The sequence below is a fragment of the Luteimonas galliterrae genome (assembly GCF_023374055.1).
In the GTDB taxonomy this organism is placed as follows: Bacteria; Pseudomonadota; Gammaproteobacteria; order Xanthomonadales; family Xanthomonadaceae; genus Luteimonas_C; species Luteimonas_C galliterrae.
Map to the genome: position 1 here is coordinate 57,002 of NZ_JAMBEP010000005.1, position 26,962 is coordinate 83,963.

Annotated in this window: 25 protein-coding genes; 19 read left to right on the forward strand and 6 right to left on the reverse strand. The window is 66.0% G+C overall.

Annotated elements, in window-relative coordinates; all coding sequences use genetic code 11:
- Positions 1-31 precede the first annotated feature (31 nt).
- The 6 genes from M2650_RS15320 (at position 32) to M2650_RS15345 (ending at position 4,315) form a co-directional block, all read left to right on the forward strand.
- The gene (locus M2650_RS15320) at positions 32-1,183 is read left to right on the forward strand and encodes a tetratricopeptide repeat protein (RefSeq protein ID WP_249476006.1); all 1,152 of its coding nucleotides are present in this window, start codon (positions 32-34) and stop codon (positions 1,181-1,183) included.
- Positions 1,184-1,329: 146 nt separating this feature from the next.
- Positions 1,330-1,998 carry an energy transducer TonB gene (locus tag M2650_RS15325; RefSeq protein WP_249476009.1) on the forward strand — a complete coding sequence of 223 codons (669 nt, stop codon included), beginning with the start codon at positions 1,330-1,332 and terminating at the stop codon, positions 1,996-1,998.
- A gap of 97 nt (positions 1,999-2,095) precedes the next feature.
- Positions 2,096-2,848 carry a MotA/TolQ/ExbB proton channel family protein gene (locus M2650_RS15330; protein WP_249476011.1) on the forward strand — a complete coding sequence of 251 codons (753 nt, stop codon included), beginning with the start codon at positions 2,096-2,098 and terminating at the stop codon, positions 2,846-2,848.
- Between the two features lie 39 nt (positions 2,849-2,887).
- Positions 2,888-3,316 (forward strand): ExbD/TolR family protein, encoded by a 429-nt coding sequence (locus tag M2650_RS15335; RefSeq protein WP_249476013.1) that lies wholly within the window; start codon positions 2,888-2,890, stop codon positions 3,314-3,316.
- 15 nt (positions 3,317-3,331) lie between these two features.
- Positions 3,332-3,751 (forward strand): ExbD/TolR family protein, encoded by a 420-nt coding sequence (locus tag M2650_RS15340; RefSeq protein WP_249476014.1) that lies wholly within the window; start codon positions 3,332-3,334, stop codon positions 3,749-3,751.
- A gap of 150 nt (positions 3,752-3,901) precedes the next feature.
- Complete coding sequence (locus M2650_RS15345; RefSeq protein WP_249476016.1) at positions 3,902-4,315, forward strand: ExbD/TolR family protein; 414 nt, start codon at positions 3,902-3,904, stop codon at positions 4,313-4,315.
- A 1,065-nt stretch (positions 4,316-5,380) separates the two neighbouring features.
- Here M2650_RS15345 and M2650_RS15350 read toward each other — a convergent pair.
- The 3 genes from M2650_RS15350 to cls all read right to left on the reverse strand — a co-directional run bounded on the left by M2650_RS15350 (position 5,381) and on the right by cls (position 7,968).
- Positions 5,381-6,130 (reverse strand): pyridoxine 5'-phosphate synthase, encoded by a 750-nt coding sequence (locus M2650_RS15350; RefSeq protein ID WP_249476017.1) that lies wholly within the window; start codon positions 6,128-6,130, stop codon positions 5,381-5,383.
- 30 nt (positions 6,131-6,160) lie between these two features.
- Entirely contained in the window at positions 6,161-6,424 is a 264-nt protein-coding gene (locus M2650_RS15355; RefSeq protein WP_249476018.1) for a hypothetical protein, read from the reverse strand.
- 95 nt (positions 6,425-6,519) lie between these two features.
- The gene (cls, locus tag M2650_RS15360; RefSeq protein WP_249476020.1) at positions 6,520-7,968 is read right to left on the reverse strand and encodes a cardiolipin synthase; all 1,449 of its coding nucleotides are present in this window, start codon (positions 7,966-7,968) and stop codon (positions 6,520-6,522) included.
- Between the two features lie 59 nt (positions 7,969-8,027).
- On the opposite strand from cls, the gene M2650_RS15365 reads away from it, so the two are divergent.
- The 10 genes from M2650_RS15365 (at position 8,028) to M2650_RS15410 (ending at position 16,989) form a co-directional block, all read left to right on the forward strand.
- The gene (locus M2650_RS15365; protein WP_249476021.1) at positions 8,028-9,116 is read left to right on the forward strand and encodes a PA0069 family radical SAM protein; all 1,089 of its coding nucleotides are present in this window, start codon (positions 8,028-8,030) and stop codon (positions 9,114-9,116) included.
- A 78-nt stretch (positions 9,117-9,194) separates the two neighbouring features.
- Positions 9,195-10,376, forward strand: coding sequence for a sensor histidine kinase (locus tag M2650_RS15370; protein ID WP_249476022.1), 1,182 nt, complete (start codon positions 9,195-9,197; stop codon positions 10,374-10,376).
- The gene (locus M2650_RS15375; RefSeq protein ID WP_249476024.1) at positions 10,373-10,810 is read left to right on the forward strand and encodes a response regulator; all 438 of its coding nucleotides are present in this window, start codon (positions 10,373-10,375) and stop codon (positions 10,808-10,810) included. Before M2650_RS15370 ends, M2650_RS15375 begins: the two co-directional genes overlap by 4 nt.
- Positions 10,811-11,213: 403 nt before the next feature.
- The gene (locus M2650_RS15380; RefSeq protein WP_249476025.1) at positions 11,214-11,723 is read left to right on the forward strand and encodes a hypothetical protein; all 510 of its coding nucleotides are present in this window, start codon (positions 11,214-11,216) and stop codon (positions 11,721-11,723) included.
- The gene (locus M2650_RS15385) at positions 11,720-12,313 is read left to right on the forward strand and encodes a hypothetical protein (protein ID WP_249476026.1); all 594 of its coding nucleotides are present in this window, start codon (positions 11,720-11,722) and stop codon (positions 12,311-12,313) included. The genes M2650_RS15380 and M2650_RS15385 overlap by 4 nt, the downstream gene beginning before the upstream one ends.
- 43 nt (positions 12,314-12,356) lie before the next feature.
- Positions 12,357-13,130 carry a hypothetical protein gene (locus M2650_RS15390; protein ID WP_249476028.1) on the forward strand — a complete coding sequence of 258 codons (774 nt, stop codon included), beginning with the start codon at positions 12,357-12,359 and terminating at the stop codon, positions 13,128-13,130.
- A 67-nt stretch (positions 13,131-13,197) separates the two neighbouring features.
- A complete protein-coding gene (locus tag M2650_RS15395; RefSeq protein ID WP_249476030.1) occupies positions 13,198-14,004 on the forward strand; it encodes a hypothetical protein in 807 nt (268 codons plus the stop codon).
- 82 nt (positions 14,005-14,086) lie between these two features.
- Positions 14,087-14,800, forward strand: coding sequence for a C39 family peptidase (locus tag M2650_RS15400; RefSeq protein WP_249476032.1), 714 nt, complete (start codon positions 14,087-14,089; stop codon positions 14,798-14,800).
- A gap of 13 nt (positions 14,801-14,813) precedes the next feature.
- Positions 14,814-15,581: a hypothetical protein gene (locus tag M2650_RS15405; RefSeq protein ID WP_249476033.1), complete on the forward strand. Its 768-nt coding sequence runs from the start codon at positions 14,814-14,816 to the stop codon at positions 15,579-15,581.
- Positions 15,582-15,666: 85 nt separating this feature from the next.
- Positions 15,667-16,989, forward strand: coding sequence for a hypothetical protein (locus tag M2650_RS15410; RefSeq protein WP_249476035.1), 1,323 nt, complete (start codon positions 15,667-15,669; stop codon positions 16,987-16,989).
- Positions 16,990-17,161: 172 nt separating this feature from the next.
- On the opposite strand, the gene M2650_RS15415 is transcribed toward M2650_RS15410, so the two are convergent.
- Both M2650_RS15415 and M2650_RS15420 read right to left on the reverse strand, forming a co-directional pair.
- On the reverse strand, positions 17,162-19,912 hold the full coding sequence (locus M2650_RS15415; protein WP_249476037.1) for a serine/threonine-protein kinase: 2,751 nt from the start codon (positions 19,910-19,912) through the stop codon (positions 17,162-17,164).
- 64 nt (positions 19,913-19,976) lie between these two features.
- On the reverse strand, positions 19,977-21,353 hold the full coding sequence (locus M2650_RS15420) for a sigma-54 dependent transcriptional regulator (RefSeq protein ID WP_249476039.1): 1,377 nt from the start codon (positions 21,351-21,353) through the stop codon (positions 19,977-19,979).
- Positions 21,354-22,388: 1,035 nt separating this feature from the next.
- Between M2650_RS15420 and M2650_RS15425 the strand changes: the two genes are divergently transcribed.
- From M2650_RS15425 to M2650_RS15435, 3 genes are all read left to right on the forward strand, one after another.
- Entirely contained in the window at positions 22,389-23,558 is a 1,170-nt protein-coding gene (locus M2650_RS15425; RefSeq protein ID WP_249476040.1) for a class I SAM-dependent rRNA methyltransferase, read from the forward strand.
- A gap of 109 nt (positions 23,559-23,667) precedes the next feature.
- Positions 23,668-24,273 (forward strand): 3-keto-disaccharide hydrolase, encoded by a 606-nt coding sequence (locus M2650_RS15430; RefSeq protein ID WP_249476041.1) that lies wholly within the window; start codon positions 23,668-23,670, stop codon positions 24,271-24,273.
- Positions 24,274-24,491: 218 nt separating this feature from the next.
- On the forward strand, positions 24,492-25,778 hold the full coding sequence (locus M2650_RS15435; RefSeq protein ID WP_249476094.1) for a DNA recombination protein RmuC: 1,287 nt from the start codon (positions 24,492-24,494) through the stop codon (positions 25,776-25,778).
- A 197-nt stretch (positions 25,779-25,975) separates the two neighbouring features.
- On the opposite strand, the gene M2650_RS15440 is transcribed toward M2650_RS15435, so the two are convergent.
- On the reverse strand, positions 25,976-26,959 hold the full coding sequence (locus M2650_RS15440; protein WP_249476042.1) for an MlaA family lipoprotein: 984 nt from the start codon (positions 26,957-26,959) through the stop codon (positions 25,976-25,978).
- Positions 26,960-26,962: the final 3 nt, after the last annotated feature.

Below are 26,962 nucleotides of genomic sequence, written 5' to 3' on the forward strand. Positions count from 1 at the left end.
GCGGCCATCGTCATATTTTCGAGGTGTTTCGATGAAAACCGTTCCTACCGCTCCGCTCCTGATTGCCGCCGCGATCGCGGCCGGCGTGGCCATGCCCGCCTTCGCGCAGATGAGCGGCTCCTCGTCGCAAAGCGGCCAGAACACCAGTACCGCCGGCTCGGAAAGCATGCGCGCGCAGCGCGAGCGGCGTAAGGCCGAGTTGGGCCAGTCCAAGAACGAAGGCAAGACCGAGACTGCAGCGCCGCTGTTCCCCAACGCCACGCGTCAGGAGCCCGAAGCCAAAGCCAGCAGCAAGGCGCTCAAAGCGCTGCAGGCTGCGCAGGAGCTTTACGAGAAGCAGGATTACGCAGGCACCGTCGCCAAAGCAGAAGAGATCGCGACCAAGGCCGATGCCAACCCTTACGAAAAGGGCTTCGCTTATCAATTGGCCGGCAGCGCTTCGGCCGATTTGAACAACGAAGCCAAAGCCGCCGAGTATTTCCAGAAGGCGCTGGACAGCAACGGCCTGGACAACAACAGCCACTACCAAGTGATGAGCAATCTGGCTGCCGTGCAGTTGAGCCTGGAGCAGAACGACGCGGCGCTGAAGACGCTGGACCGCTTCCTGGCCGAGACCAAGACCACCGACACCAAGTATCAGGCCATGCGCGGCAGCATCTTGGCCAGCCTCGGCCGCAACGACGAAGCGGCCAAGCTCTACAAGGATCTGCTCGCCAAGAATCCGAACGACAAGCGCGTGCTGATGAACGCGGTCGCATCGTTGCAGCAGGCCGACCAGTACGACCAGGCCAATGCGCTGCTCGGCGAGGCCTACAAGAAGGGCCAATTGACCGAAGCCCGCGAATACAAGGCGCTGTACGCCGGCTACCTGAATTCGGACAACTGGAAAGAAGCGGTGCCTGTGATCAACGACGGCGTCGCCAAGGGGCTGCTGCCGCAGGACGCCGAATTGGCCAAGGCCTACATGATCGTCGCCCAGAAGGCCTACACAGAAGACGACACCAAGACCGCGGTCGAGATGTACAGCAAGGCCGCGCCGATCGCCGCCGACGGCGAGGCCTACCTGAACCTGGCCAAGGTTTATAGTTACCAGGGTAAGAAGGCCGAGGCCCGCGAGGCCGCGCAGAAGGCACTGGACAAGGGCGTCAAGAAGCCGGACGAGGCTAAGACCTTGCTCAAGTAAGAGTAAGGATTTCATTAAGCGCGGAATCGATTGGAACGAGCCCGCTCGATTGGTATAAGCTAAGAGGTTCATGCGGCCGAGTTGGCCGCGTGTAACCGAAACTGATCCGCGGCGCTGCGGCGCCCGAGCCCACTGCAGAGCCCCGCATGATCGAACGCCTCGCCCGCCACGAGAACCAAGACGACCGCGACCCAGGACTCAACTGGCCGCGCATCGTCGGCATCACCTTGGCGATCGCCATCCATGTCGCGGCCCTGCTGCTGCTGTTGGCACCGATTTCGCCGCCGCCGCAAGAAGACGAACGCGACGACCGCGTCGATGTGACCTTCATCGAACCGCCGCCGCCGCCGCCGCCGCCACCGCCGCCGCCACCGGAACCGCCCAAGCCGACGCCGATCAAGGAGCTGTCGCCGCCGCGCCCGTCGCCGGTGCCGCCGCCGCCGGAAGCGCCGCCGATCATCGTCGACGAAGCGCGCGCCAGCGATATCCAAGCGCCGCCGCCCGCGCCGCCTGCGCCGCCCGCGCCGGTGGCTTCGATGGAAGCCAGCGTCGACATCTCGTCGAAGAACATGAATCCGCCCAAGTATCCGCCGGAAGAAAACCGCCGCGGCATCCAGGGCACAGTGGTTCTGGTCATCACGGTCGACGCCAACGGCAACGCCACCGATGTGCAGGTCGAGCAGTCCAGCGGCAACCGCAATCTCGATCGCGCAGCGGTCGCGGCGGCCAAGCGTTGGCGCTTCAACCCCGCGCAATCGGGCGGACAGAAGACCACCGGCCGCGTCCGCGTGCCGGTCGAGTTCAAGCTCGGCTGACAGATTACTGTTGCCCGTGTTAGCAAAGCGGTACTAAGGTTCAATAAACAGAAACACGCCTCATCCACTCCTTCCACGACATTTAAAGGTAAGCGTCATGTTGCAGGAAACCACCACCGCCGCCGCTGCAGGCAACAACAACGCCGCGGCGCTACAGCAGATGGGCTTCGCCGAACTGCTCCAAAACTTCGACTTCGTCGGCTGGGCGGTGTTCGTCACCCTAGCGCTGATGTCGATAATGTCGGTCTACTGGATCGTCATCAATTTCATCAAGAACATGCGCCTCAGGGGCCGCGCCGACCGCGTGGTGACCACGTTCTGGGAAACCCCGAACGCGCAGGACGCGATCCGCTTCATGGAAGAGCAGCCCAAGGGCGAACCCTTCTCGAAGATCGCGCTCGACGCCGCCCAGGCCGCCGCACACCACCAGCGTCACGAAGGCTCGCGCCTGGTCGAGTCGCTGAATCGCTCCGAGTTCGTCGACCGCGCGCTGCGCCAGGGCGTGACCCGCGAGTCGATGCGCCTGGAGAGCGGCCTGACGGTGCTCGCCACGGTCGGTTCGACCGCGCCGTTCGTCGGCCTGCTCGGCACCGTGTGGGGCATCTACCACGCGCTGATCCGCATCGGCTCGTCGGGCGACGCTTCGATCTCGGCAGTGGCCGGCCCGGTGGGTGAAGCCCTGATCATGACCGCGATCGGTCTGTTCGTGGCGATCCCGGCGGTGCTCGCGTACAACTTCTTCGTGCGCCTGAACCGCGTCACCAACAACAAGTTCGACACGTTCGCGCACGACCTGCACGACTTCTTCGCCACCGGCGCCCGCGTCGGCGAGTCCCCGGCCCGTCGCTAAGCGACGGTTCGGACTCAGCAGGGTATAGAGGAACCGATCATGGCCTTCAGTTCAGGCAACGAGAGCGGCGGCCCCATGGCCGAAATCAACGTCACGCCCCTGGTGGACGTGATGCTGGTGCTGCTGATCATCTTCATGATCACCACGCCGCTGATGACGAATAAAACGCAGATCACGCTGCCCGAGGCCAACCTCCAGAAGAAGGAGGACGCCGCCAAGCTGAAGGCAACGCCGATCCAATTGTCCGTGCAGGAAGACGGATCGCTGTATTGGAACGACGAGCCGATCACCAAGGACATCCTGGAAAGCCGCCTGTCCAGCGCCGCCCAGCTGCAACCGCAGCCGCCGCTGAACCTGCGCGGGGACAAGACCACCAAGATGCGCACGATCAACGAGATCACCAAGATCGCGCAGGCCCAGGGCATGTTGGATATCGGCTACGTGGCCACCAAAGAAAAGAAGCGCTGACCGGAGATATAGAACATGGCATTCGCATCCAATTCCGGTGGCGGCCCGATGGCCGATATCAACGTCACGCCGCTGGTCGACGTGATGCTGGTGTTGCTGATCATCTTCATGGTGACCATGCCGATCCAGTCGTTCCCGATCAAGGTCGACCTGCCGCAGAAGACCGACAAGCCGTTGGAGAATCCGAAGGAACCGCCGGAGCCGATCCGTCTGCGCATCGACGCGTCGAACGAAGTGTTCTGGAACGATTCGCCGACGCCGATCTCGGCTCTGCAGAACATGATGTCGGCCGAGGTCCAGCGCGATCCGACCAACCAGCCCACGCTTGAGATCGAGACCAACGACGAGGCCCAGTACGAGGTTCTCGCCAAGGTCCTCGCCGCGGCCAAGAACGCCGAAATGATCAAGATCGGCTTCGTCCAGAACACGCAGTAAGAGCAATACGCAATACGCCGGCCGGTCCGGCGCGCTTACCTAACAAAGTGGATTTCAATGCCGCCCGGAAGGGCGGCATTTTTTTCGCCCTTGCGCGGCCGGCGGCGACGGGAGTAGCGTGGTGGCGTGCCAATCGGAGGGGAGGACGCCATGCCTTATTCCACCGTTTCAGCGCAACGCCCGAACGCCGACATCAACATCACCCCGCTGGTCGACGTGATGCTGGTGTTGCTGATCATCTTCATGGTGACCATGCCGGTGCTGTCCCAGCGGATCCGCGTGGACCTGCCGCAAACGCCGCCACAACCGATTACCGTCACGCCGCCGGAGCCGATCGATTTGCGTATCGACGGCGCGAGCCAAGTGTTCTGGAACGAGTCGCCCACGCCGGTCGCGGCCCTGCAGCAGATGATGCAGGCCGAAGTGCAGCGCGATCCGGCCAATCCGCCGGTGCTGCAGATCGACAGCAGCGATGACGCCGAATACGACGTGCTCGCCAAGGTGCTGGCCGCGGCCCGGAACGCCGATATGCAGCGGATCGGATTCGTACAGAACGCCAGATAGCGGGCGCGAGCCTCGCAACGCGTGCCTGCGATCTGTAGAGCGGGCTTGCCCGCTGACTTGGTCTTAAAGCCGCCAATCCTGCGAATGGCGGATCCAGCGCCTTGCCGCGAGGCTCCTGATTTTCGTAGCGCGAATTCATTCGCACGCCTTTCGACGCATCAAGAGCGTGCGAATGAATTCGCACCTACATTTGTAGAGCGGAGCTTGCTCCGCTGCCTTGGCTTGGGGTTGTGGCGACCTGCCGGCCCTTTGGGCCGGGGTTTCGTCCGCTAAAACCGCGGCCGAGTTACTTTCTTTTTGATGGGCCCAAAAAGAACAGTAACCAAAGAAAAAGGGCCTTTGGAAGGGATCCCGGCGATGGGGCCACCCCGTATTCTTGGCCACCGCTCGCCAACGCTCGGGATTCCTCCGTCGCTTCGACATTCAGATTCGAGGCGATCGACCCGAACGCCTCCTTAGCGCAAATCCGCAAAAGCCACGTCACCCATACGCTGCGAATCAAAATCTAGTACCTGCGTAAGTAAGGTCACCTACGACCAAAGCAGGTCTGCAGGCGGACTTTCAGTCGCGACCTATCGCACCGCAGTTCAGGCCCTTTCTTTGGTTACTTTCTTTGGGCCCACAAAGAAAGTGACCCGGCGCAGCCGGAAGCCTTTGTCCATGGCGCGAGTCGCAGCGCACCTGCGAGGACGCGGGCCTGGATGACATGCCGCTCCTGCGGCATGCCCTCCGGGCCATCCGCTGCGCGGATGTTCGCTCCGGCATCCTGCCTGCGCAGTCCGGCCTTCGCCGGGATGACGGCTTAGGGGCGAGGGCGAAAGCAAAAATGGGTCCCAGCGTTCGCTGGGGTGACGGCATGAAAAGCTTAAGAGCGAAAGGCTTAAGAGCGAAAGGCTTAAGAGCGAAAGGCTTAAGAGCGAAAGGCTTAAGAGCGAAAGGCTTGAGAGCAAGAGCAGCGGGGCAAGCCCCGCTCTACAAAGCTGGAACAAGATAAGAGCAGCGGAGCAAGCTCCGCCCTACAGAGCAAAGGCGGAGTTCGGCGCGAGGGTCTTCTTCATTTGCGGCTTAGCCTTTGAGCAGGCGCAAATAGGCTTTAACGGTATCGGCCAGTCCGGCATAGAGCGCTTCGCCGATCAAGGCGTGGCCGATCGAGACTTCCAGCAGGTTCGGAATCGCAGCCGCGAATTCGCGTAGGTTCTGCTGGTTCAGATCGTGGCCGGCATTCACGCCCAAACCCGCCGCCTGCGCCTGGCGCGCAGTGGCCGCGCACGCGGCGAGCGCAGCGGCCGCATCGCCGCGCGCATGCGCCTCGGCATAAGGGCCGGTGTACAGCTCGATGCGGTCTGCGCCGAGTTCGGCGGCGCGCGCCACATCGGCGACGCCGGCATCGACGAACAGGCTGACCCGGCAACCCAGCGCTTTCAATTCGGCGATGCGTGGCCGCAGTTTCTCGGCGTCGCGGCCGAAATCGAAACCATGGTCGGAAGTCAGCTGGCCGTCGCCATCGGGCACCAGCGTGGCCTGCGCCGGCCGCGCCTGCGCGCACAACTGCGCGAAACCGGGGTAGCCCGATCGCGGCGGCGCGAAAGGATTGCCTTCAAGATTCAATTCGACGCCGTAGTCGCGGGTCAGCGCCGCCAGCGCCGTCACGTCGTCGGCGCGGATATGGCGCGCGTCCGGCCGCGGATGCACGGTGATGCCGTGCGCGCCGGCATCCAGGCAAGCGCGCGCGGCGCGGACCACGTCGGGATCGGCGCCGCCGCGCGAATTGCGCAGCACCGCGATCTTGTTGACGTTGACGCTCAGCGCGACCATCGCCGCCGCATGTCGGGCGCGGTCCGCACGTCAGCCCGCGGGCGGCTCCGGCGGCGCCTGGCCGGCGAGCTTGCGCGCTTGGGCCTGTTCGCGCAGCCGGCGCAACTCTTCCGGATCGAGCATCAGCGACTCGTCGCGGCTCACGCTCACCACGCGGCTCGCGTACCAGTTGTAGGCCCACAGCACCAGCAACACCAGTGCGGCCAGCAGGCAGACGACCATCAGCAGCATGGACGTGGTCTTCATCGCGACCACCATCGCCACCAATCCGAGCAATAGGAACAGCCAAGCCATCGTGAACACTCCGTTGACGACCCGCGCAGTCTACCGCGATCGCGGGCGGCGCAAGGCGGGCCGTCCGGGCAAAAAAACCGCTTGTCGGACGGCCGTCACAGCAGCGGGGACATCAGCCGCGCCAACGCTTCGGGCAGCCGGTAGCGCCATAGGGAACGGGCCCGGTCGTCGTGCACCCGCGGCGCATGCGACAGCTCGGCCTCGATCAGCGCCGCCATCTGAGCGGCCAGGGCGGAGTCCCGGAACAGCATCGTCAATTCGAAATTCAGGCGGAAGCTGCGATGGTCGAAATTGGCCGAACCGACCATCACCAGCTCGTCGTCGACGAGCAGCGCCTTGCTGTGCAACATGCGCGGCCCGTATTCATACACCTTGACCCCGGCGGCGAGCAGGTCGTCGAAATACGAACGGGCCGCGTAGGTGACCAGGCGCGAGTCGCTCATCTTGGGAACCAGCAGGCGCACGTCCAGGCCGCCGAGCGCGGCCGAGGTCAAGGCCATCATCGCCGCTTCGCCGGGAACGAAATACGGCGTCACCAACCAGACCCGGCGCCGCGCTTCGTGGATGGCGGCCACGTGCATGCGGTGGATCGCTTCCCAGGACGAATCCGGCCCGGACGTCAGCGCCAGCGTCGGGATATCGCCGCCCTGCGCCACCGGTGTGGCGCGCACGACTTCGGCGACGAAATCGCGGCTGCCGGTGGCGTAGGCCCAGTCTTCGGCGAACACCCGCTGCAGCGAGCGCACCGCATCGCCTTCGATGCGCAAATGCAGATCGCGGTAGGCGTCGGGCCGCAGCCGCTCGTTCTCGTCGTCGGTGATGTTGATGCCGCCGGTGAAGGCGATCCGCCCGTCGACGACTACGATCTTGCGGTGGGTGCGCATATTCAGCCAGGGCCGTTTCCAGAAGCGTCCGAAGCGCATCGGATGGAACCAGCACAGCTCTCCGCCGGCATCGAGCAAAGGTTGGAAGAAGCGGCGTGGCGCATTGCCCGAGCCGACCGCATCCAGCAGCAGCCGCACCTTGACTCCGGCGCGGGCGCGTTCGACCAGGGCGTCGCGCACCAGGGTGCCGGTGCGGTCGGGGTAGTAGATGTAGTACTCCAGATGCACGTGGTGCCCGGCGCCGGCGATCGCCTCCAGTAGCGCGTCGTAGGTCTGCCCGCCGTCGACCAGCAGGCGCACGTCGCGGCACGTGGTCGGTGCCAGGCCGGTGGAAGCCTGGCCCAGCTTGGCCAGCTCCACGGCGACGGGGGTAGGACGAAAACCTTCCGGCAGGTCGGCATGCGACGCGCGGGTACGGCCGCGCCGCAACCGCTGCCGCTTGATCTTCTGCGGGCCGAACACGTAGTAAACCAGGAAGCCCACGTAGGGCAGCACCGCCAGGCCCAGCAGCCAGCTCAAGGTCGCCACCGGTTCGCGCTTCTGCAGCACGATCCACGAGCCCAGCCACAACAGGTAGCCCAGCCAGCCCAGCGCCAAATACAGGCGGATGTGCGGGATCGAGGCCAGCGTTTGCCAGGCCTGCTGCAGCAAATCGAGCATCGGCGCGGGGTTCCGACGTGTCGCAGACGCTGCGACGGGCAGGGGGTAGGCTAAGCCCCATGGGCGACGCAATCAAAGGCCGCGGCTCGACCGGCTACCTGCCGGGCCGCTATGAAGTCAGCGTCAGCGAGCGGATCGACGACGGCTGGCACCATGGTCGCGCCGAGAACGACGAGGAGATCGTCGAGCCGTTGCCGCGCACTCAGGTGCGCGAAGAGCGGGCGCGCACGATCATTTCGCGCAACCAATCGCCGGATATCGGTTTTTCGCAATCGATCAATCCCTATCGCGGCTGCGAGCATGGCTGCAGCTACTGTTTCGCGCGGCCCTCGCACGCCTACCTGAACCTGTCGCCCGGCCTGGATTTCGAAACCAAGCTGTCGGCCAAGACCAATGCCGCCGAGCAATTGCGCTTGGAGCTGTCCAAGCCGGGTTATCGGGTCAGCCCGATCGCGCTGGGGATCAATACCGACGCCTACCAGCCGATCGAACGCAAATGGCGGATCACCCGGCAGCTGCTGGAGGTGTTGGCGGAAACCAAGCATCCGGTATCGCTGCTCACCAAGAACGCGCTGATCGAACGCGACCTGGACCTGCTGGCGCCGATGGCACGCGAAAACCTGGTGCACGTCGCGTTCTCCGTCACCTCGCTCGACAACCGCCTGGCGGCCAAGCTCGAGCCGCGGGCGTCGGCGCCGCATCGCCGGATCAAGGCGATGCGCACCCTGCACGAGCACGGCGTGCCGGTCGGGGTGATGTTCGCGCCGGTGATCCCCTGGGTGAACGACCGCGAGCTCGAAGCCGTGCTTCAAGCCGCGCGCGAGGCCGGTGCGGGCAGCGCCGGCTATGTGCTGCTTCGTTTGCCGTGGGAGGTCGCGCCGCTGTTCCGCGACTGGCTGCAGACGCACCTGCCCGACCGGGCCGAGCATGTGATGAGCACGATCAAACAGATGCGCGGCGGCCGCGACTACGATTCGACGTTCGGCAAGCGCATGAGCGGGGAGGGCGCCTACGCCGAGCTGCTGGCGCACCGTTTCGCCCTGGCCCGCAAGCGCTATGGTTACCCGGCCCGGGACCGCTGGGCCGGGCTGGACTGCGGCCGTTTCGTGCCCCCGCGTAAGCCCTCGCCGCAAGCCGAGCTGTTCTGACGCACGGCACGGCCGGCCGCGCCCGCCGCCGGCTTTGCTCGTAAACTGCCGGGCACGATGTCCAAGCCCGCACCGTAAATGGCCGCCCGTGCGCCGCTGCATGCGCCGGATCGGGACGACCGCCAGCTGTTCCGGCTGGCGATGGCCTCGTCCGGCATCGGCATGGCCATCGTCGATCTGGACGGCCAGTGGCAGGAGGTCAATCCCGCCTTCGAGAAGATCTTCGGATACCCGGCCGGCGAACTGGTCGGACGCCACGTGCTGGAGTTCACCCATCCCGACGACGTCGAGCTTTCGCGCGGCTACCTGCGTGGCCTGATCGAGGGAAGCATCCCGATGCTCGACGCTCCCAAGCGCTACCTGCGCCGCGACGGCAGCGTGCTGTGGGCCCACCTCAACGTGGCGATGGTGCGGGACGGCGAAGGCGCGCCGCTTTACATGATCGCGCAGCTGCGCGACATCAGCGCGCAGAAACAGGCCGAGCAGGCGTTGCAGTCGGTCAACCGCACCCTGGAGCGGCAGGTCGCCGAGCGCGCCGACGAATTGCGCGACGCCAACCATCAACTGCGCCAGTTCGCTTACGGCGTGTCGCACGACTTGCGCGGCCCCTTGCGCGCCATCGATGGCTTCGCCGCGCAACTCGAGCGCCATTCCGCCGCGGTGCTGGACGAAGCCGGCCGCGACTACCTGCAGCGAATACGCGACAACGCCGGCCGCATGTCGAACCTGATCGACGGGTTGCTCGAGTTGTCGCGCGCCATCAGCGCCGAGATGCGTCCGCAACCCGTCGATCTGAGCCTGCTGGCCGAATGGGTAGGCGCCGAACTGCTCGACGCCCATCCCGGAAGCGACGCACGCATCGACGTGCAGCCCGGCCTGCAAGCCCATGGCGACGAGCGCATGCTCAAGTCGCTGTTCACCCAGCTGCTGGGCAACGCCTGGAAATTTTCGGCGCAGCGCGAGCGTGTTGTGATCGAAGTGCGCGGCGAGATGCAGGCGCACGGCGTCTGGCTGTCGGTGCGCGACGAAGGCTGCGGCTTCGACATGGCCTACGCCGACAAGCTGTTCGAACCCTTCCAGCGCCTGCACGGCCAAGCCGAAGGCGGCGGCAGCGGCCTGGGCCTGGCCATCGCCCAGCGCATCGCGCAACGGCATGGCGGGCGCATCTGGGCCGAATCCGCGCCCGGCGCCGGCAGCGTCTTCCATGTATCGCTACCCGTTATGGACAACGACCGCAGCACCGACGAGGACGCCCAGTGAACGAGAAAGACATCCTGCTGATCGAAGACAATTTGGACGATGTCGAACTGACCCGCATCGCCTTCGCCGAAGCCGGCATCGACCATCGCTTGATGGTGGTCAGCGACGGCGCCGCGGCGTTGGACTACCTGTTCGCGCGCGGCCGCCATGCCGATCGCGATCCGCTGCAGCTGCCCTCGATCGTCCTGCTGGATCTCAACCTACCCAAGGTCGACGGCCGCGAAGTCCTGCAGGCGATCCGCGAGAACATCGTCACCAGAACATTGCCGGTGGTGGTGCTGACCACCAGCGCCGAACCGTTCGACGTCGACGCCAGTTACGCGCTGGGGGCCAACAGCTACATCCAGAAGCCGGTGGACTTCGAGCAGTTCGTCGGCGCGGTGAAGCAGGTGGGCCTGTATTGGCTGGTGTTGAACCGCACGCGCGAAGACTGATCCGTCGCCGGCGGCAACCATCGCCTCCTGAAGCAGCCCCGCGGCGTCTGCGCACGCGAGAACGACGACCCCTGCTCGCAAAAGAAGTAACGCGTCGCCGCATCGAAACCGGACATCGCGGCGCGAAAAATCGCGATGTTCAAGACTGAAACGATGGCGGGAATCCGCCGCTGGGGCGCAATTTCGCATGCTGCGCGCCTCGATGCGGCATCGGCGCGAGCAGCCGCGCATGGATGGTCCCCGGCGTGTTTCATCCGCGCAACGTTTTTCGATGACGGGTTTAACGCAGCCCTCACATTTTCGGAAAAATTACTTCTAATTCATAGCCTTAGACGGCTGGCACGCATATCGCTTAGCTCTCCCCGCCACCGCAGCGTGCGGCGGCACGCCATGAGGGAGAACGATGCGCCGGACCGCCGACAATCTCTATATGCGCAGTGGCTTGCTGCTGCTGACCGCAGCGCTCGCTCCGGCCGCGTTCGCGCAGCAGGCGCAGGAAGACCCCGGCTTCGCGATCACGCGCACCGTGAATCCGCGCATCGCGTATCGCGGCGTGCCGCTCGAAGACAATCCGGTGCATGCGCGGGCGACGACGTTCCCGGCGCAGATCTTCCACAGCACGCTCGACAAAGCGCTGGGTAATGCGCTCGGCGACGGCGAACTGGGCTCGGCCACCGGTTCGGGCGGCATCGTGATGCAGGCCACGCGCGGCATGCTGGTGCCCGACGCGCAAACCGGCGCGTCCGGCCTGGGCATGATGGGATCCGCCGCGGCGGGTTCGGCGCCGCTGGGCATGAGCGCTTCGGTAGGCGGCTCCGTGCGCGGCGCCACCGAAGGCTTGGCCGGAACGATCAACGGCGCGCTGTCCAGCGCGCTGCAGCCGGCCGCCGGCGCGGCGGGGGGCAAGCCGTGAAGCGCCTGTCCCTGCTCATCTGCATCGCGGCCGCAAGCTTTGCATCGAACGCGGTTGCGCAAAGCCAGGACCTGGCCTTCATCGGCGATCACGCCGGCGCGGGCAGCCAGGGACGCATCGCCGTGAACCAGGCCGCGGGCGTAGGCAACGCGCAGGCCAATCTCGCCGCGTTCGCCTATTCGCAGGAAGGCATCGGCCTGGCCGATGCGAACAGCCTGCAAAGCGCCACGCCCGCGCAGCGCGCGGCGGCGGCCAGCGCCACGATCGACGGCACCGCCTTCAACGGCAGCAGCGGCGCGCTGTCGCTCAACCAGGTCGCGGGTTCTTCCAACCTGCAACTCAACACCATCGCCATCGGTACCGGCGGTTTCTCCCTGATCGCGCGCGCCGACGACGCCGCGCTGTCCGAAACCGCCGGTGCCGGCACCAGTACTGAGGGGACTGCAACCGCAACGCCCGACCGCCACGCGCTCATCGATACCGATGCGTTCCGCGGCAGCCAGGGGGTGGTACAGGTCAATCAGACCGCGGGAGTCGGGAACCTCTCGACCAACGCCATCGTGCTTCAGCTGCCAGGTAGCACGCCTTAACCGCTGTACCCAAGAGCCGTAACCACACCACCAGGAGAGAACCATGAAACTGACCCGCACCCTGCTCGCCGCCGCCCTGTTGGCGGTTGCCGCGCCCGCGTTCGCCGAAGGCGACGACGCTTACATCTTCAACTACACCGACGTCCAGAACAGCATCTGGGTGATCGGCGACATCTACGCTTCCGGCGAAATCTCCGTCAGCAGCGAATCCGGCGCCGTGGTCGATCAGGACCAGTACACCGACGCCAACTGGTCGCTCGGCGATGGCGACAACAGCGCCTATCTCGACGGCAGCGCGCTGAGCGACGCTTCGGGCAACATCGGCGCCAACGTCGCCGCCGGCGTGGGCAACGCCCAGGCCAACGACACCGCGCTGTCCTCGGTCGACGGCGAAGAAGTATTCGCCCACGCGATGGTGTTCAGCAGCCAGGAAACCTACGCCAACCTGGGTTCGGACGAAGGCAATCCCGACAACCAGCTGTTCTACACCGCGTCGGCCGACGACGACGTGCTGTCGGGCGCTTCGGGCAACATCGGCCTGAACGTGGCCGCCGGCGTGGGCAACGCGCAGACCAACGCGCTGGCCGCTTCGGTCAACAGCTCGGGCACGATCGCCAAGGCCACGGCCGACAGCGAACAAGCCACGATCTGGAACACCCTGGCCGCCGAATGCGACCTGGACAACACCGCGTTCCTGAGCGGCAACGCGCTGTCCGGCGCGGTGGGCAACATCGGCGTCAACATCGCCGCCGGCGTGGGCAATGCCCAGCACAACGGCCTGGCGATCGCCGTGGCCGCGTGCGAACTCTGCGACTAACCGCTACGGAAGCACGGGAGCGGCAGGGGCCGCTCCCGTCTTCTCCCATCACTCTTAGGGGATCGACATGAAACTCCATCACACCCTGCTGGCCGCCGCGATGCTCGCGGTGTCCGCACCGGCCCTCGCCGAAGGCGACGACGCCGTCATCTACAACGCCACCGAAGTCGTGAACAGCATCTGGGTCGTCGGCGACGTCTATGCCGGCGGCTACATTTCCGTCAGCAGCGAATCCGGCGCCGTGGTCGATCAGGACCAGACGACGGCCGCCAACGCCTCCTTGGGCGACGGCGACAACGACGCTTACCTGAGCGGCAGCGCGCTGAGCGACGCTTCGGGCAACATCGGCGCCAACGTCGCCGCCGGCGTGGGCAACGCCCAGGCCAACGACACCGCGCTGTCCTCGATCGACGGCGAAGAAGTGTTCGCCCACGCGATGGTGTTCAACAGCCAGACCACCGGCATCAATCTGGGCACCGACGACGGCTCCGCCGACAACCAGCTGTTCTACACCGCGTCGGCCGACGACGACGTGCTGTCGGGCGCTTCGGGCAACATCGGCCTGAACGTGGCCGCCGGCGTGGGCAATGCGCAGACCAATGCGCTGGCCGCTTCGGTCAACAGCTCGGGCACGATCGCCAAGGCCACCGCCGACAGCGAGCAGTTCACGATCTGGAACACCCTGGCCGCCGAATGCGATCTGGACAACACCGCGTTCCTGAGCGGCAACGCGCTGTCCGGCGCCGTGGGCAACATCGGCGTCAACGTCGCCGCCGGCGTGGGCAATGCCCAGCACAACGGCCTGGCGATCGCCGTGGCCGCGTGCGAGCTGTGCGCGCCGCCGCCGCCGTGCAATGGCTGCGGTGGGGACTGATCGATAGCGTTGTAACGATCGTGCGAAGCGATGCCGGGCCGGCGATCTCGCCGGCCCGGTTTCAGACAAGGAGCGAGTGACCATGCGTTTGCCGTTGCGATTGGCGATACCGAAGATCCTGCTGCTGGCCGTCACGATCGGCCTGCCGGGGCTCGGCATGGCGCAGACGGCGTTCGACGTTACCCGCATCGGCAGCGTGCCGGTCACCAAACAGGTCAAGACCTTCCGCGACCTGCGCTACCGCGAAATGATGCAGCAGCACTACGACTTCAGCTGCGGCTCGGCCGCGCTGGCCACGCTGTTGCACTACGGCTATGGCATCGAAGTTTCGGAAACCGACCTGATCAAGAAGATGCTGGTCGGCGCCGATCCCAAGGAGGTCGTCAAGAACGGCTTCTCGATGCTCGACATGAAGCGTTACGTGGAAAGCATCGGCTACCGCGGCCACGGCTTCCGGATCAAGCCGGACGCGCTGTACCAGCTGCAGATGCCGGTGATCGCTTTGATGGAAGTGCGCGGCTACCGGCACTTCGTGCTGGTGAAGGGCGCTTCGGCCGGGCGCGTGTTCATCGCCGATCCGGCGCTGGGCCACCGCGTGGTGTACGAAAAAGATTTCGTGAAAGGCTGGAACGGGGTGGTGCTCGCCGTGGTCGGCGACAAGCCCATGCTGGCCGATTCATTCTTGATGCGTGATCGTGGATCCCTGGCGCTCAAGCGCCGCATGGATGTGCTGGACCGCGCGACAACCCCTCCGCCAGTGCTCGAATTCGGGCTGATGCGCGCGGATTATCTTTGAAACGAGGTGCGCCATGAACACACGAACTCTCCCCCTCGCTTTGTTCGGGACCCTCGTGGGGATGGCGGCCTCGGCGCATGCCGAGGCCGCCCAGCCTTCCCAGGCCCCGCAGATCAAGCCGGTGCGGGTGGAAGTGGTCGATGAGGACACCCTCAGCCGCATCAGCGGCAAGTTCTATGGCGCCGACATGCTGGTCGGACTGCGGATCGAACTGCTGTCCAACTGGCGCACCGCCGAAGGCAACATGAGCGCGGCCGGCACGCTGCAGATCCAGCGCAACAGCGCTGGCGGTTTCGACGTGCAGGTCGATACGCGCAGCAATGCGCAGGCCGGCGGCGGCGCCGGTTCGGGCCTGAGCAACGGCTCGGCGGTCGGCGGCGACCAGATCTCGGTGAACGGCGTCGGCCAGGTGGTGCAGGTCGCCGGCGACGGCAACAAGTTCGCCAACCTGACCGCGATCAGCTTCGCGCCGCATGCCGGCGGCGGCAACTTCAACGGTCAGACCTCCAGCACCAGCAGCGCTGGCGGCATGATCGCCAGCGTGTCGTTCGAAGGCGGCGGCGCCAGGCTCGGACTCACCGCGCCCAGCGGCATGCTCAGCCAGAGCGTGGTGTCCGGCGCCAACGGCGGCATCATGCAGGCCGCCCGCGTCGCCGGCCAGGACCAGGTCGGCAGCAACACCATGCAGCTGCAGATGCAGACTGCCTCCATGCCCGCGCTGCAGCAGCAGCAGATGGGCGTGTACCAGGCGTTGGCCGGATTGAGCCAGCTGCCGCGTTGATTCTTGTCGAGCGGATGCAAAAAGACGCCGCCTGAAGGCCGGCGTCGCGGCGCTCTTTACTCCGGACATACACACAGGGACAGCCATGCTTCGGCACACGAGCCTCGCTTTCGCCATCGCCTTCGCGCTCAGCGTACCGGCCTACGCACAGGAAGCGGCCGGCGTCGACGCCTCGTCGACGGTCGCCAGCGACGTGCGCCGGCAGCTAGACCGTTTGGAGGCGCGCGTTTCGCAGCAGCAGTCGGAAATCGAGCGCTTGCGCGCGCAGGTCGAGTTCCTGGAGTTGGGGCTGCGCGGACGCGGCGTGAGCGATCCGCAAACCGCCGTCGCGCAGCAGGCGCCCCCGCAAGAATCGCAGACGCAGGATCCGCAACAGCCCGCGCCGGCGCCCGCCGATCCCAACGCCATGCAGCAAATCGGCCAGGAGCAGAAAGTCGACGACAGCGAGCGCCGCGAGCAGGAGAAGGCGCTGGTGGTGCAGGAGCATGCGCCGCTGTTCGAACGCAAGTTCACGGTCGACGTCGGCACCAACTACAGCTACTACGACCGCAGACAGCTGGCGTTGAGCGGCTTCCTCGCGCTGGATGCGATCTTCCTGGGCACGATCAACCTCGACCAGACCAAGGCCTCGGTGCTGACCACCGACATCACCGGCCGCTACGGCATCACCGACCGCATCAACCTGGAAGCGAACGTCCCTTACGTCTATCGCACCAGCCGCTTCGTCAGCGGCGGCGCCGGCGGCGCGTCCACGTCGATCAGCGAAGTGACCAAGAGCTCCAGCGGCCTGGGCGACGTCAGCGTCGCCGGTTACTACCAGCTGGTGAAGGAGTCGGCGCGCTGGCCCGACCTGGTCGCCAGCCTGCGCGTGCGTTCGCCCACCGGACGCGATCCGTTCGGCCTGAAGCTGATCGCGCCGGACGACAACAACAACAACCTCAACGTGCCCGAGGACTTGCCTACCGGCAGCGGCTTGTGGAGCGTAACCGCCAACGTATCGGCGCTGCGCACCTACGATCCGGTGATCCTGTTCGGCAACCTGGGCTATACCTACAACCTGCCGGGCAGCTTCGACGACATCTCCCCGGTGGTGGGGCAGGTGCAGCCGGCCAAGGTCAAGCTCGGCAATCCGTTCCAGCTCAGCGGCGGCCTGGCGATCGCTTTGAACGACCGCGCGGCGGTCAGCTTCAGCGTTGCCGCATCCGCGGCGGGCGCCACCCATATCAAGCCCGAAACCAGCGACGATTACAGCCGCGTCGCCGGCAGCTCGACCACGACCACCACGTTCAACGTCGGCGCCAGCTATCTGCTGCCGTCGGGCTGGTCGTTGAACGCGCAGATGGCCAATGGCCTGACGCCGGACGCGCCGAACTTCGTGATGTCGTTCCGCGCTTCGCGCGGGTTCTGAGCGCGTTTTCTGTCCGCGCCTCCTTTCGCCTGTCATCCCGAGCGTAGCGAAGGATCTGCTTCAACGACATAGCAGATCCCTCGCTGCGCTCGCGATGACAGCAAAAAAGATCAAGGGCTCGCGGCTGAAGCCGCTCCTACGAAAAGCCGCTCCCGCGAATCCTCGCCGCCGCTTACCGGGATGCGACGGCACGGTTCAGGGCATCGATCTTGCGGGTACGCCGATCGTCGTTCCCCCATTCCCGCCGCAATAGTTCCAAGTCGGCAGCGAGCGTGGCCGCCGCTTGCGATTTCCCGCTCCAGGCCCAACAGGCCGCACGCAGCGCGCTGACGTAGGCACGCTTGGCCGGGTCGCCATCGCCCGCCTGGGCGAGCGCGTACGCGCGCTCGGCGGTAGCGCATGCGGGATCCGCGCGCCCGGACAGGAGTTCGGCGCGGGCGAGCTCGCGCAGCGCAGGCAGCGCGAACGCGTTGTCAGGGCCCAGCGTGGCGTCGTAGGTGTCCAACGCTTGTCGCAGATGACGTTCCGCCGCGCCGTACTCGCCAAGATCCATCTCGGTCGCGCCCAACACGAGCAGCGAAGACGCGGTGCCATGGTGTCGCGGTCCGTACGCCGCTAAACGGATCCGCAAAGCTTCCTGCGCCAGCGGAAGCGCGGCTTCGGGGTGGTTCAATTCCAATTCGCAGTTCGCCAGGTTATTGGCCACCAGCGCGACCGAAGGATGCGCATCGCCGAACTTCGCGCGCCGGTGCGCCAGCACCCGACGAAAACTTTCCGCGGCTTGCGCGAACCGGCGTTGCGCGTACTGCACCGAGCCCAGATCGTTGAGGGCGCCGATGGTGTCCGGGTGATCGGCGCCTTGCGCGGCTGTCCGGATCGCGATTTCCTCGCGCCGCAGCGCCTCGGCCTCCGATAGCGGACCCGTGTTGGAAAGCACCATCGCCAGCGTGTCGATGGCTTGCGCCAGATGCGGGTCGGTCTTGCCCGCGCTGCCGCGCACGGCGCGCAGCGTGTCGCGCGCCAGCCGCTGCGCGCGTGCGGCCTCGCCGCGCAGCATCCGCAGGCTCACGTAGCGCATGGCCGTGTCCTGGGCGCGCCGGTCCGCGGCGCCGAACAGGCGCAGCTGTTCGCGATAGGCCCGGGCATACGCCTGGTCGGCCTCGTCGAGGCGATTCAAGGCCTGCAGCGACAGGGCGCGCCGGTATTCGACCTCGGCCAGGGCGGCCTCCGCGTCGCGGTTCGCCGGCGCGGCGCCCGAACGCAAGGGCTCGAGCAGCGCCAGCACTTCCTGGTAACGGCCGAGTCCATGCAGGATCTGCGCACGATCGAGCTCGGCGGCGCGATGCAACGCGGGCCTGCGTAGATCGCGCGTCAGTCGCGACGCTTCCTCGGCAAGCGGCAGCGCTTCGGCATACAGCCCGAGGCCTTCCTGGGCGCCGGCCATCGCCGCGAGCAGTTCGGCGCGCACGGCCGGTTGCTGCGAAAACTGTCCGCGAATCCGCTCGGCGCCGCGCGCCAGCAACTCGCGCGCGGTGACTTGAGCGCCGTGCGATTTGTCCGGATCGGCCAGCTCGAATAGGCCGCTCATGAATTCGAGCACGGCACGCGATTTGGCGCTCTCTGCCACCGCCACGTCGCGCTGCAGGCGCGCCTGCTGGGCCTGCCACAGCGCGGCGCCCAAGCCCGCGCACAACGCCAGGACGGCGACCGCGGCCATGCCCGCGGCCACGGCGTGCCGCTGCAGGAAGCGCGCGGCGGCGTAGCGCCAGCCGCCGCGCCGGGCCGCGACCGGGCGACGCTGCAGCCAGGCGCGCAGGTCGCCGGCCATGTCCTGCACCGAGGCGTAGCGTTGCTCGGGTTCCTTGCGCAGCGCCTTCAGCACGATCGCGTCGAGATCGCCGCGCAGCTCCCGTTTCAGGCCCTGCGGCGTAAGCCGGCGTTGCGCGGCGCGGGCGGCGGCCGTGCCGTTGCCGTCGTTGTGCGTGACCGCCTGGCTGGGGCGGGTCGGTGTCTGTTCCAGCACGGCGCGCTCGTACGCCGATGGCGTCGTCTGGTCCAGCACGTACGGCCGGCGGCCGGTCAGCAGCTCGTACAGCAGCAGTCCCAGCGTGTAGACGTCGATGGCGGTGGTGACCGCGTCGCCGCGGATCTGTTCGGGCGCGGCGTATTCGGGCGTGAATGCGCGCAATACCGTCGCCTGTGCGTCCGGTGCATCGATCAGCTTGGCGATGCCGAAATCCAACAGCTTCACCATCCCGTCGCCGCGGACCAGGATGTTGGAGGGCTTCAGGTCGCGATGCACGATCAGGCGGGCATGCGCGTGCGACACGGCGGCGCAGGCGGTCAGGAACAGGTCCACGCGCTGGCGCAAATCGAGCCGTTGCTGTTCCGCGTAACGGCACAGGTCGGTGCCGTCGACGTACTCCAGCGCCAGCCAGGGCTTGCCGTCGTCGGTGACGCCGCCGTCCACCAGGCTGGCGATGTTCGGATGGTGCAGATCGGCCAGCATCTGCCGCTCGCTGCGAAAGCGCGCATGCAGTTCGGCGCTGTCCCAGACGCTGCGGACCAGCTTGATCGCGACCTGTTGCGCGTACTCGCCGTCCGCGCGCTCGGCCAGCCAGACCGCGCCCATGCCGCCGCGACCGATCCGCCGCAGCAGCCGGAAAGGTCCCAGCCGGCTGCCGGCCAAGGCCTGTTCGGCTTGGTTCTCGGCGTCGTCGGTCAGGCCGTTCAATTCCTGGGCCAGCATGTCGCGCGGCTTGAACGCAGTGTCCGCATCGGCTTCGAGCAAGGCCAGGACTTCCTGCGCGAGTCCGCGATCGCCGCCGCAGGCCGCGGCCAAACGCGAACGCCACTGCTCGCGTGGCAGATCCGCCAAACGATCGAACAGCTCCCTGATCCGCTGCCAACGATCTGCGTCCATCACCCGCCCCCGAGACCGCGAAGGGCGATTCTATGCGCGATCGTACGCGGCGCGCGGCTCGCAGTCAGGCGGCGCCGGCCTCGGATTCCGGCCGGCGCATGCCGTGTCGTTCCATCAGGCGGTACAGGGTGACCCGCGAGACGCCCAGGTCGCGCGCGGTGTCGATCAGACGGTGCCGGTTGCGGCGCAGCGCCTGTTGGATGGCGTTGCATTCGGCCGCGTTGCGCGCGTCTTCCAGCGTCTGCGGCAGCATGCTGGTGTGCTCGTCGGCCAGGTGCAGGTCTTCGGCGGTGATCAAGCGGCCGTCGGCCATCACCACGGCTTGGCGCACGCGATTGATCAGCTCGCGCACGTTGCCCGGCCACTCGTAGGTGTGCAGCGCGTGGATCGCGCAAGGCGAGAAACCGCGGATCACGCGCCGGCCTTCGCTGGCGTAGCGGCGCAGCGCGCTCTCGGCCAGGCGCACGATATCGTCGCCGCGTTGGCGCAGCGGCGGTTGTTCGAGGCGCAGCACGCACAGGCGGTGGTAGAGGTCGGCGCGGAAGCGGCCTTCTCCGATCAGTGCGCGCAAATCCTGGTGTGTCGCCGAAATGATGCGCACATCGACGCGGATAGATTCGTGCCCGCCGACGCGTTCGAAACAGCCTTCCTGCAGGAAGCGCAGCAACGAGGCCTGGCAATCCAGCGGCAGGTCGCCGATCTCGTCCAAAAACAGCGTACCGCGATGGGCATGTTCAATGCGGCCGATCTTGCGCTGCTGCGCGCCGGTGAAGGCGCCGCGTTCGTAGCCGAACAATTCAGACTGCACCAGGTTCTGCGCGATCGCGCCGCAGTTGATCGCAGCGAACGGCTGGTCGTGTCGCGAGGAATGGCGATGGATGGCCTGCGCGGCCAGTTCCTTGCCGGTGCCGGTTTCGCCGGCGATGAACACCGGTGCCTGGGTCAGCGCCGATTTGCGCAGCGCGCGATATAGCGCGCGCATCGGCGGGCATTCGCCGATCATGCCGTCGTTGGCGTCGCTGGGAGCGTCGTCGACCATGCGCGGCGACAGCGAGGCCATGCCGAAGGCGTGGCCGATCACCGTGCTCAGCACCATCTCGGGGCAGGGCAGGGTCACGTAGTCGTAGCAATAGTCGCGGATCAGTTGCCGGATCGGTTCCTGGGCCAGCTGGTCGGGCTGCACGCAGGCCACCCAGCCGGCGTTGCCGGCCGAGAGCATGGGAGCCAGGGCGGCCAGATCGCGTGCGTCGAAGCCGCCGCGCAAGTCGATCAGGGCGGCGAAGCGCATGCCGGCATGGCCACGCAGGATTTTCAGCACGGCCGACATGCTGTCCGCGCGGCGCAGGTTCCAGCCCAAGTTGGCCAAACCCTGCAGGGCCGGCGAGCCGTTGGTCGGCGCGCTGGCGAAATAGATCACGTCACGAGTCGCTTGCGCGCTCATCCACACTTCTCCCCGTACCCATTCCGCGTAGTCGTCGCGGATTGCTTCAATGCTGCTGGGTAGTAGGGTGAACGCGGGCGATGACGAAAACAGGACAACCGGCGGCCAGGAAGGGCCATTTTGGCCGGCACGGTTTTTGCTGGACGGACAGCCCGCTCCAAACCGTCATCCCGGCGCAAGCTAGGATCCAGCGCCTTGGCTCGTCTCTCCCTTAGCGACTGGGGAAGATTCGCTTTGCTCTGTGTAGAGCGAAGCTTGCTCCGCTGCCTTGGCTTGGGGTTTGTGGCGACCTGCAGGCCCTTCGGGCCGGGGTGTCGTCCGCTAAAACCGCGGCCGAGTGACTTTCTTTTTGTGGGGCCCAAAAAGAACAGTAACCAAAGAAAAAGGGCCTTTGGAAGGGATCCCGGCGAGGGGCTCCCCTGTGTTCTTGGCCACCGCTCGCCAGCCCTCGGGATTCCTCCGTCGCTTCGACATTCAGATTCGAGGCGATCGACCCGAACGCCTCCTTAGCGCAAATCCGCAAAAGCCGCGTCACCCATAGGCTGCGAATCAAAATCTAGTACCTGCGTAAGAAGGTCACCCACGACGAAAGCGGAGTTGCCCGTAAGGCTTTTCAGGTGCGACGAATCACTTAAGCTTCGGGCCCTTTCTTTGGTTACTTTCTTTGGGCCAGCAAAGAAAGTGACCCGCGCGCAGCGCGGAAGCTTTTTTCCATGGCGCGAGTCGTAGCGCGAGCCGCCAGGACGCGGGCCTGGATGACATGCCGCTCCTGCGGCATGCCCTTCGGGCCATCCGCTGCGCGGATGTTCGCTCCGGCATCCTGCCTGCGCAGTCCGGCCTTCGCCGGGATGACGGCTTAAGGGCAAGCGCCAGAGCAAGACGGGTCCCAGCGTTCGCTGGGATGACGGCATGAGAGCGCGAAAAGTAGCGGAGCAAGCTCCGCCCTACAGAGCAAGTGCAGCGGGCACGCCTCGCTCTACAAAGGCGGAGCAAGACAAGGCAGCGGGGCAAGCTCCGCTCTCGTAAAATGCCGGCATGAACGAACCGCTACCCACCGTCCGCCTGAAAAACGCCTGGCGCTCCAGCCATCCCTGGATCTTCCAGAAACTGGTCGACAAGCCGACGCAGCGGCCCAAGCCCGGCAGCCTGGTCGATGTGGTCGGCGTGGACGGGGAATGGATCGGCCGCGGCTTCTACAACGGCCACTCGCGGATCGCCGTCCGCATTCTCGAAACCGATCCCGACGTCGCCGTCGATGCCGATTGGTTCGCACGCAAGATCGCCGCCGCGGTCGGCCTGCGCCGCGACGTACTGAAACTCGACGAAATATCCGACGCCTGGCGCGTGGTGCACAGCGAAGGCGACGGCCTCAGCGGCCTGGTCGTGGACCGTTATGGCGACCTGCTGGTGGTCGAATTCTTCAGCGCCGGCATGTTCCGCTATCGCGAATGGATCTACGACGCGCTGAAACGGCAGTTTCCCGGCGCGCGCTTCTACAGCTTCGCCGAAGAGCATGTGCAGAAGCAGGAAAGCTTCGATTTCCGCGGCACCGAAGCGCCCGCGCCGAGCATCATCACCGAATACGGCGTCAAGTTCCGCGCCGATCCGGCCGGCGCGCATAAAACCGGCTTCTTCGCCGACCAGCGCGAAAACCGCGAGTGGCTGTCGCGCCAAGTCGCCGGCAAGCGCGTGCTGGATCTTTGCTGCAATACCGGCGGTTTCGGCGTGTACGCCAAGGTCCGCGGCGCCGAAGAAGTGGTCGGCGTGGACATCGACGAGGACGTGCTCGCCATCGCCAAGGGCAACGCCAAGTTGAACGATGTCCGCGTCCGCTTCGTGCAGGCGGATATCTTTCCGTGGCTGCGCGATGCCGGCAACGCCAAAGACCTGTACGACGTGGTGATCCTCGATCCGGCCAAGATGACCCGCGACCGCGAGCAGGTGATCCCCGCGCTGAAGAAATACCTCGACATGAACAAGCTCGCGCTGGGCGTGGTGAAGCCCGGCGGCCTGTTCGCCACGTTCTCCTGCACCGGCCTGGTCAGCGAGGAGCAGTTCCTCGACATGCTGCGCCGCGCGGCGTTCTACGCCAACCGCACCATCCAAGTGCTCAAGGTTTCAGGCGCCGGCGCGGATCATCCTTTTCTCGCCAATGTGCAGGAATCGCGCTATTTGAAGGCGGTGTTCTGTCGGGTGCTGGATTGACGGGGTGAAACGCTTGCGCCGGCGCTTGGGTGATGGCGGTGGCGGGCCAGGACCCGCCCTACAGACGCTGGCCTTGTGGGGCTTGGCTTGCCTGACGGGATGCGCGTCGATGCAACAGGACGAATGGATCCCCTTGTTCGACGGCGTCAGCACGCAAGGCTGGCATAACGTCGGCCGCGACACGCTCGATTCGCGTTGGCAGGCGATCGACGGCACGCTCGCGCTCACGGCCGGCGGCGGCGGCGACATCGCCACCGATGCCGAGTACGGCGATTTCGAACTCGAACTGGAATGGCAGGTGTCGCCCGGCGGCAACAGCGGGATTTTCTATCGCGCCGCCGATCGCGTCCCGGTATGGCGAACCGCGCCGGAGATGCAGGTGCTGGACGACGCGGCCGCCGAGGATCGCCACGACCCCAAGCATCGCGCCGGCAGCGTCTACGATGTGTACGCACCGTCGCAGCCGTCGGCGCGACCGGCGGGTGAGTTCAACCAGATGCGCATCGTCGCCCGCGGCGGGCGCGTCGAGCATTGGCTCAACGGTAAACTCGCCGCGCGCTACGACCTGGACAGCGACGATTGGAAAAGGCGCGTCGCCGCCAGCAAGTTCGCCGCCTATCCGGACTTCGCCGTATCGCGTCGGGGCCATATCGCGTTGCAGGACCATGGCGATCCGGTGCGTTTCCGCAATATCCGCATCCGGCCGCTGGATTAGCCTGGCGGCCTCTCGCTTTTCGTAGGAGCGGCTTTAGCCGCGAGCTTTTTTACGCGCCTGCACAGGATTAAAAGCTCGCGGCTAAAGCCGCTCCTACGAAAGGCCGAGGGAGGCCGGCCGCTCGCAGCCCGTGAGACCGCCCCGGCTACACTATCGGCATGCCCGGAACCTCCTTTCTGCTAATCCTCCTGCTGGTTGCGGCGGCGGTCGCCATCGTCATGTTGGCCCTGCTGCTGCTGCGCAAGCCCGAACAGGCGCTCGAGCGGGCGCTGCGCGACGAGCACCGCGAGGGCCGCGGCGAGTTGCGGCAGCAATTGGACAGCCTGTCGGCGGCCCAGGAACAGCGCATCGAGGGCTTCGGCGCCCGCCTCACGGAAATGAGCGTCCGCACCGATACGCGCCTGGACGAATTGCGCGCCGCGCTCACCGAGGACGCGCGCAAGTCGCGCAGCGAAAGCGCCGACACCCAACAGCGTTTCACCGACGCCTTGAACCTGCGCCTGAACGAGCTTACCCAGCGAAACGAGCAGCGCCTCGGCGAAATGCGGGCCACGCTCGAACAGCAGTTGCAGAAGTTGCAGGCCGACAACGCGCAAAAACTGGAACAGATGCGCGCAACGGTCGACGAGAAGCTGCAATCCACGCTGGAAACGCGGCTGGGCGCTTCGTTCAAGCTGGTATCGGAACGCCTCGAGCAGGTGCAGCGCGGCCTGGGCGAGATGCAGCAGCTGGCCACCGGCGTCGGCGATCTCAAGCGCATGCTGACCAACGTCAAGACCCGCGGCACGTTCGGCGAAGTGCAGCTCGGTGCATTGCTCGAACAAGTACTGACTATCGAGCAGTACGAGACCAATTGCATCACCGTGCCGGGCAGCAGCGAGCGCGTCGAATTCGCGATCAAGCTTCCCGGCACGCAGGGCGACCAGCCGATCCGGCTGCCGATCGACGCCAAGTTCCCGCGCGAGGATTACGAGCGCCTGATGGACGCGCAGGACAGGGTCGACGTGGAGGCGGTGGCGGCTTCGTCCGCGGCGTTGGAGCGGCAAGTGCGGGTCGAGGCCAAGCGCATCCGCGACAAATACCTGGCGCCGCCGCATACCACCGATTTCGCGCTGCTGTTCTTGCCGACCGAAGGCCTGTACGCCGAAGTGCTGCGCCGACCCGGATTGTTCGACGGATTGCAGCGCGAATTCAGGGTCACGCTGGTCGGGCCGACGACGTTGTTGGCATTGCTCAACAGCCTGCAGATGGGATTCCGCACGCTGGCCATCGAGAAGCGCTCCAGCGAGGTCTGGCAGTTGCTCGGCGCGGTGAAGGCGGAGTTCGGCAAGTTCGCCGGGATACTCGAGAAGGCGCACGGCCAGCTGGATACCGTGCAGAACAGCCTCAAGCAGGCGGGCGTGCGCACGCGTGCGATCGAACGGCAGTTGAAGGGCGTGGAGACGCTGCCGGGCGCGGAAGCGCAACGCATGCTCGGCGATGCGGCGGACGACGAAGCTGAGTAGCGCGTTTGTTTCGCTCTTAAGCCGTCATTCCCGCGAAGGCGGGAATCCAGTGACTTTGATGTCACCACCAGATCGCTTCGAAGCCATCTGTAGTATCGCGCGCCCTCACCCAACCCTCTCCCGCAAGCGGGAGAGGGCCAAAGCAAAGTCGCTGGATTCCCGCCTTCGCGGGAATGACGGCTTAAAGCAGGGCCGGCTCAGTTGATGTCGAAATTCGCATCCGTCGGCATGATCGGCATCGCATCGGCCGGCACGCTGGGGTTGTCTTCTTCTTCGCGCAGGTAATCGGGCAGGTCGTCCTGCTTCTCGCGGTTGCGGTCGCCGAAGATCTGGTAGTTGCGGCGCTGGGTCCAGCCGTCGCGGAACAGGGCGTATTCGTCGGTGGCGCCGTCGCGCAGGCTGTCCAGCGGCAGCAGTTGCGCGCGCACGTCGACCAGCTGCAAACCTTGGGTGAAGACGCGCACCTTGTCCTCTTCGATCTGGCGGATCGGCGACAGCGGCGCGTCGCCGATCAGGCCGAAGGTGTCGCGCACCGTGCGCGGGCCGAACAGCGGCAGTTCCACGTAGCGCGAACGCTTCCAGCCCCACACGCCGAGCGTCTGGCCGAAATCCTCGCTCTTGTTGGGGAGCTTGGCGTCGCTGGCCGGGTCGAAGATGCCGCCGATGCCCAGCGTCGTGTTGAGCGCGAAACGCCCCAGCGATTGCGCCGCCTGCTTGGGCTTGCCCTGCAGCAGCGCGTTCAACGCGCTGACCGGCTGGCCCAAATTGTTGAAGAAGTTGGTGACGCCCAACCGGATCGGCCGCGGCACGGCTTTGACGTAGGCGCGGGCCAAGGGCTTGGCGACCACGCGATCGACGCCGTTGTTGAACTTGTGCACGCGCCGGTTGAATTTTTCCCACGGATCGTAAGCCGAGGTCGACTCAACGCCGGGCGGCAGGGTGGGGTCGGCGACCGGATCGTATTGGGACGCGCCGTAGAGCGCGTTGTAATCCTGCTCGGCAGCGGTCGGGGCCTCGCTCGCCGGCGGCGTTTGCGGTGCGGCTTGCGTCTGCGCGCCCGCTTGGTCCGCGGCGACGGGCGCCGCGGGCGTCTGATCGGCAGGCGCAGACGATTGCGCCCACGCGTGGGAGGACAGCGTGAGCGCAAGGGACAGCGCCAGAGGGAGGATTAATGGACGCATCGG

Coding starts and splice junctions, on each gene's coding strand:
- M2650_RS15440 (WP_249476042.1), bottom strand. CDS start 26,959: ATGCGTCCATTAATCCTCCCTCTGGCGCTGTCCCTTGCGCTCACGCTG.
- M2650_RS15350 (WP_249476017.1), bottom strand. CDS start 6,130: ATGGTCGCGCTGAGCGTCAACGTCAACAAGATCGCGGTGCTGCGCAAT.
- M2650_RS15395 (WP_249476030.1), top strand. CDS start 13,198: ATGAAACTCCATCACACCCTGCTGGCCGCCGCGATGCTCGCGGTGTCC.
- M2650_RS15400 (WP_249476032.1), top strand. CDS start 14,087: ATGCGTTTGCCGTTGCGATTGGCGATACCGAAGATCCTGCTGCTGGCC.
- M2650_RS15320 (WP_249476006.1), top strand. CDS start 32: ATGAAAACCGTTCCTACCGCTCCGCTCCTGATTGCCGCCGCGATCGCG.
- M2650_RS15425 (WP_249476040.1), top strand. CDS start 22,389: ATGAACGAACCGCTACCCACCGTCCGCCTGAAAAACGCCTGGCGCTCC.
- M2650_RS15420 (WP_249476039.1), bottom strand. CDS start 21,353: ATGAGCGCGCAAGCGACTCGTGACGTGATCTATTTCGCCAGCGCGCCG.
- M2650_RS15410 (WP_249476035.1), top strand. CDS start 15,667: ATGCTTCGGCACACGAGCCTCGCTTTCGCCATCGCCTTCGCGCTCAGC.
- M2650_RS15330 (WP_249476011.1), top strand. CDS start 2,096: ATGTTGCAGGAAACCACCACCGCCGCCGCTGCAGGCAACAACAACGCC.
- M2650_RS15325 (WP_249476009.1), top strand. CDS start 1,330: ATGATCGAACGCCTCGCCCGCCACGAGAACCAAGACGACCGCGACCCA.
- M2650_RS15345 (WP_249476016.1), top strand. CDS start 3,902: ATGCCTTATTCCACCGTTTCAGCGCAACGCCCGAACGCCGACATCAAC.
- cls (WP_249476020.1), bottom strand. CDS start 7,968: ATGCTCGATTTGCTGCAGCAGGCCTGGCAAACGCTGGCCTCGATCCCG.
- M2650_RS15390 (WP_249476028.1), top strand. CDS start 12,357: ATGAAACTGACCCGCACCCTGCTCGCCGCCGCCCTGTTGGCGGTTGCC.
- M2650_RS15415 (WP_249476037.1), bottom strand. CDS start 19,912: ATGGACGCAGATCGTTGGCAGCGGATCAGGGAGCTGTTCGATCGTTTG.
- M2650_RS15380 (WP_249476025.1), top strand. CDS start 11,214: ATGCGCCGGACCGCCGACAATCTCTATATGCGCAGTGGCTTGCTGCTG.
- M2650_RS15355 (WP_249476018.1), bottom strand. CDS start 6,424: ATGGCTTGGCTGTTCCTATTGCTCGGATTGGTGGCGATGGTGGTCGCG.
- M2650_RS15365 (WP_249476021.1), top strand. CDS start 8,028: ATGGGCGACGCAATCAAAGGCCGCGGCTCGACCGGCTACCTGCCGGGC.
- M2650_RS15335 (WP_249476013.1), top strand. CDS start 2,888: ATGGCCTTCAGTTCAGGCAACGAGAGCGGCGGCCCCATGGCCGAAATC.
- M2650_RS15435 (WP_249476094.1), top strand. CDS start 24,492: ATGTTGGCCCTGCTGCTGCTGCGCAAGCCCGAACAGGCGCTCGAGCGG.
- M2650_RS15405 (WP_249476033.1), top strand. CDS start 14,814: ATGAACACACGAACTCTCCCCCTCGCTTTGTTCGGGACCCTCGTGGGG.
- M2650_RS15340 (WP_249476014.1), top strand. CDS start 3,332: ATGGCATTCGCATCCAATTCCGGTGGCGGCCCGATGGCCGATATCAAC.
- M2650_RS15370 (WP_249476022.1), top strand. CDS start 9,195: ATGGCCGCCCGTGCGCCGCTGCATGCGCCGGATCGGGACGACCGCCAG.
- M2650_RS15430 (WP_249476041.1), top strand. CDS start 23,668: ATGCAACAGGACGAATGGATCCCCTTGTTCGACGGCGTCAGCACGCAA.